This is a genomic window from Candidatus Palibaumannia cicadellinicola (assembly GCF_002855795.1).
GTDB classification, from domain to species: Bacteria; Pseudomonadota; Gammaproteobacteria; order Enterobacterales; family Enterobacteriaceae; genus Baumannia; species Baumannia cicadellinicola_C.
Map to the genome: position 1 here is coordinate 1 of NZ_NJPO01000050.1, position 4758 is coordinate 4758.

The 4758-nt window shown below is 37.6% G+C and carries 4 protein-coding genes; 1 reads left to right on the plus strand and 3 read right to left on the minus strand.

Annotated elements, in window-relative coordinates; translation table 11 throughout:
- Nucleotides 1-628 (plus strand): FAD-dependent monooxygenase (locus CEX73_RS01085; protein ID WP_260081031.1); only part of this gene is annotated, 628 nt, incomplete at its 5' end.
- Nucleotides 629-662: 34 nt separating this feature from the next.
- Here CEX73_RS01085 and thiD read toward each other — a convergent pair.
- The 3 genes from thiD to guaB are packed head-to-tail and all read right to left on the minus strand — an operon-like array spanning nucleotide 663 to nucleotide 4588.
- The gene (gene thiD, locus CEX73_RS01090; RefSeq protein WP_101626773.1) at nucleotides 663-1466 is read right to left on the minus strand and encodes a bifunctional hydroxymethylpyrimidine kinase/phosphomethylpyrimidine kinase; all 804 of its coding nucleotides are present in this window, start codon (nucleotides 1464-1466) and stop codon (nucleotides 663-665) included.
- Between the two features lie 60 nt (nucleotides 1467-1526).
- On the minus strand, nucleotides 1527-3110 hold the full coding sequence (gene guaA, locus CEX73_RS01095) for a glutamine-hydrolyzing GMP synthase (protein ID WP_101626774.1): 1584 nt from the start codon (nucleotides 3108-3110) through the stop codon (nucleotides 1527-1529).
- 26 nt (nucleotides 3111-3136) lie between these two features.
- Nucleotides 3137-4588, minus strand: coding sequence for an IMP dehydrogenase (gene guaB, locus CEX73_RS01100; RefSeq protein WP_101626775.1), 1452 nt, complete (start codon nucleotides 4586-4588; stop codon nucleotides 3137-3139).
- Nucleotides 4589-4758 lie beyond the last annotated feature (170 nt).

The following is a 4758-nucleotide window of genomic DNA, read 5'->3' on the forward strand; positions in this document are numbered from 1 at the left end:
GAATGACAATATCGCTCGCCAAGTGTTTCATAGTGATGGGGTTCTAGCATTTTTACCTTTAATTGATCCGCATCTTAATTCTATCGTTTGGTCTCTACATTCTGATTTAGCACAACAGTATTTAGTTCAACCTAACGTGAATTTTAATGCTGCTTTAGCAATTAATTTAAATAGAGCGCTAGGTTTATGTGAATTACAGGGGACGCGTCAAAAATTACCTATTAGTATTCATTACGCCCGTTCTTTTGCTGCTCATCGTCTAGTACTAGTTGGCGATGCTGCCCATACGATTCATCCGCTAGCTGGGCAAGGAGTTAATCTGGGATTAATGGATGTCGCGGAACTACTAGGTCAGATTAAGCAGTTAAATAAAATAGGTAAAGATATAGGTCATTACTATTCTTTACGGAGTTATGAACGTAACCGTAAGTATCGTGCAGCACAGATGCTTATAGGTATCGAGTGCTTTCGTGAGTTATTTTCTGGTAATCATTTCTCTAAAAAATTACTACGCGGTATCGGTTTACGACTGGTAGATATAATTCCTAGTATTAAGCAGATTTTTCTCAACAAGGCAATAGGCATAAACGATATGCCTACTTGGCTTTTAAATGAAGATAATGATTAAAGTCATGCATGCTGAAACATATCTATCGTATACTTTACCACCACCCATAAAAATGATGAATAGGTCCGACTCCTTGCCCGACATGTAATTTATTAGCATGTAGTAGTGCTTGTTGTAGCCATACTTTAGCAACATCTAGTGTTTCCGCCCAATCTTTATAACGTGGACGGAGTGCAGCAAGCGCTGCAGATAACGTACAGCCAGTACCGTGGGTATTTTTAGTGTCTATACGTGGACTAGTAAAACGTAGCTCTTCCTGAGATGTGATTAACCAATCAGGACTTTCTATGCCCATTAAGTGTCCACCTTTCATAACTACAGCTTTACTACCTAATTTTAGTAATTTTCTACCTTGCTGACACATTTGATTTTCATCTTGAGCAAGGGTACAACCTAATAACACAGCTGCTTCAGGTAGATTAGGGGTGATAATAGAAACTAATGGTAACAGTTCATCTCGTAGACAGCGAACTGCATCTTTATCTAGTAATTGATCACCGCTTTTTGCAACCATAACAGTATCTAAAACTAACCATGGGATAGAATATTGTTTTAGCTCAGCAGCAACTACACGAATAATAGCGGCTTGACATAACAAACCAATCTTAGCACTATCGATTTGCACGTCGCTGAGTATAGAATTCAGTTGCTGAATAATAAATTCTGTACTAATAGGATATACCGCTTGCACACCATAAGTATTTTGTGCCACTAATGATGTTAAGACTGAGGTACCGTAAGTGCCTAATGCTGAAAATGTTTTTAAATCAGCCTGAATTCCTGCCCCACCGCAGGGATCACTACCTGCAATGCTTAAAATATTATTTATCCGTTTCATGATGAATTTTATATATCCATTTTGTTCGTTTCGCTACATATAGTTGTCAAAAATATAGGATTACTCCCACTCAATAGTGGCAGGTGGTTTACCTGAAATATCATAGACTACACGAGAAATCCCATCTATTTCATTTATAATTCGGTTAGAAACACGTTCTAATAATTCGTAAGGTAGATGTGCCCAATGTGCAGTCATAAAATCAATAGTTTCAACTGCACGGAGCGAAACGACAGGTTGGTATTTACGTCTATCGCCCATAACGCCAACTGAAAAAATAGGAATAAAAACGGCAAAAGCCTGACTAACTTTATAGTATAAGTTAGCTTTGTGTAATTCTTCTATGAAGATCATATCTGCTTGACGTAGCAAATCACAATATTCTTTTTTTACTTCTCCTAATATTCGAACACCTAACCCTGGTCCAGGGAAAGGATGACGGTAAATCATATGATACGGTAGCCCGAGTTCTAGACCTATTTGACGAACCTCATCTTTAAATAATTCTTTCAGCGGTTCTATTAGTTTCATTTTTAACTTGTTAGGTAAACCTCCAACATTATGATGGGACTTAATAACATGAGCTTTGCTAGTGAGAAAACCCGCAGATTCTATGATATCTGGGTATATAGTACCTTGTGCTAACCATTTTACTTTTTGTTTGAAACGTTTTGCCTGCTCTTCGAAAATATTTATAAAGACTTGTCCTATAATTTTTCTTTTCATTTCTGGATCTGTAATTCCTACAAGTGCTCTTAAAAAACGATTTTCAGACGGGACATAAACGATGTTGATACCTAAGTTATTACCAAACATTTCTAAGACTTGACTTGCTTCATGGAGACGTAGTAAGCCGTTATCGATAAAAACGCAAGTCAAATTATCACCTATTGCATAATGTAGTAACATAGCCGTTACTGATGAATCTACGCCACCTGAGAGTCCCAGAATAACTCGTTCGTTACCTACTTGCTCTCTGATTCGGTTTATCGCGTTAACTTTTATATGTGCTGGTGTCCATAAAGCTTGACAGCAGCAAATATCTAACACAAAACGTTTTAGTATATGCTGTCCCTGGCGAGTATGAGTAACTTCAGGATGAAATTGTACTCCATAGAAATGTTTTTCTTCGTTGGCAACAATAGCAAATGGACAAGTTTTTGTACTAGCTACAGTGATAAAATTATGCGGAAGAGATGTAACATTATCATTATGACTCATCCATACATCTAATAGTGGTTGACCATTACGACTAATATCATCTTTAATATTCCGTACTAACCAGCTATCAGTAATAACAGCTACCTGAGCATAACCAAATTCACGTTGGTTGGTATTTTGGTTGATTTTTCCGCCAAGCTGAATAATTATTGTTTGCATACCATAACAAATACCTAATACCGGCACACCAGCTTGAAAAACATACTCTGACGCACGCGGGCTGTCAGCTTTTATCGTACTTTCTGGACCACCAGAAAGTATTATGCCATTCGGAGCAAAATCACGTATTTGTGCTTTAGTTATATCCCAGGCCATCAGTTCACAATATACGCCCAACTCACGTATTCTGCGTACTAATAATTGAGAATATTGAGAACCAAAATTCAGAATGAGAATTCTAGATGTATAAATATTTTTTGTCATAATAACAAAATATTTTTAATATTATTTTAGCCCATACGGTAGTTAGGTGGTTCTTTGGTTATGTCTACATCGTGGACATGACTTTCTTTTATTCCCGCTCCGCTGATACGGACAAATTCAGCTTTAGTACGTAAATCTTTTATAGTAGCACAACCTGTTAGTCCCATACAGGAACGTAAGCCTCCCATTTGCTGATGAATAATCTCTGTTAAGAGTCCTTTGTATGCTACACGTCCTTCAATACCTTCTGGTACTAACTTATCGGTTTTATTTTGAAAGTAGCGATAAGAAGCACCTTGAGACATAGCTCCTACTGAACCCATACCTCGGTAAGATTTAAATGATCTTCCTTGATATAGTTCAATGTCTCCCGGCGATTCTTCTGTGCCAGCTAGTAACGAACCTACCATAACACAAGTTGCCCCTGCTGCAATAGCTTTGGCAATATCACCAGAGAAGCGTATACCCCCGTCTGCAATAACTGGCACATTCGTATTTTTTAGTGCTTCTACCACATCAGCTATAGCTGTAATTTGTGGTACACCAACCCCTGTGATGATACGAGTTGTGCAGATTGAGCCAGGACCGATACCTACTTTTACAGCATTTACTCCTGCTTCTATCAGAGCTCGCGCCCCAGCACTAGTAGCAACATTACCACCAATAATTTCTAATTCTGGATATGTTATGCGTATGTTACGTATACCTTGTAGTACTCCTTCTGAGTGACCATGTGAAGAGTCTATCAACAAAACATCAACACCTACAGCAACTAAAGCTTCTATACGCTCTTTATCCCCGGGGCTAACTGCTGCACCGACGTGTAGACGTCCATGCTTATCTTTACAAGCATTAGGCTTTCTTTCTGCTTTCTGAAAATCTTTTACAGTAATCATCCCTAATAGGTTAAATTCATCGTCAACAACTAGCGCTTTTTCCACACGTTTTTCATGCATTTTCATTAATACTACTTCGCGTGATTCGCCTTCTTTTACCGTAACTAATTGTTCTTTAGGAGTCATTACAGTAGCTACTGGTAAGTGTAGATCTGTAATAAAACGTACATCACGATCTGTGATAATACCAATTAATTCTTTATTATCAGTTACTACTGGATAGCCCGCAAAACCATTCTTAGCAGTAAGCGCTTTTACTTGTAATAGTGTTGTATAGGGAGTGACGCATTGTGGATTGATTACCACCCCACTTTCATAACGTTTGACACATTTGACTTCTTCTGCTTGGCACTCAATAGACATATTTTTGTGAATAAAACCTATGCCACCTTCTTGCGCTAAAGCGATCGCTAATTTAGATTCTGTAACAGTATCCATAGCAGCGGATAACATTGGAATGTTAAGACTGATTTTGTTTGTTAATTGTGTGCGCAAATCGACGTTTTTTGGCAGTACGGTAGAATAAGCAGGAAGTAGCATTACATCATCGAATGTAAGTGCTTCTTTAGCAATACGTAGCATAGCAATATCTCACTAAAGTTGATGTGAAATAATCACATATTGCCATGGCATTATACAGAACATTATCTGCTGCATCTAGCAGATGTTTTATAATTATAACATAAAGATAATCATCAATATTAGCTATGATCTACTTAATTAATTACTAATTTACTTTATTTACTTGGTCC

Excerpts from the sequence above, each read along its gene's own strand:
- thiD (WP_101626773.1), bottom strand. The coding sequence starts at position 1,466 with ATGAAACGGATAAATAATATTTTAAGCATTGCAGGTAGTGATCCCTGC.
- guaA (WP_101626774.1), bottom strand. The coding sequence starts at position 3,110 with ATGACAAAAAATATTTATACATCTAGAATTCTCATTCTGAATTTTGGT.
- guaB (WP_101626775.1), bottom strand. The coding sequence starts at position 4,588 with ATGCTACGTATTGCTAAAGAAGCACTTACATTCGATGATGTAATGCTA.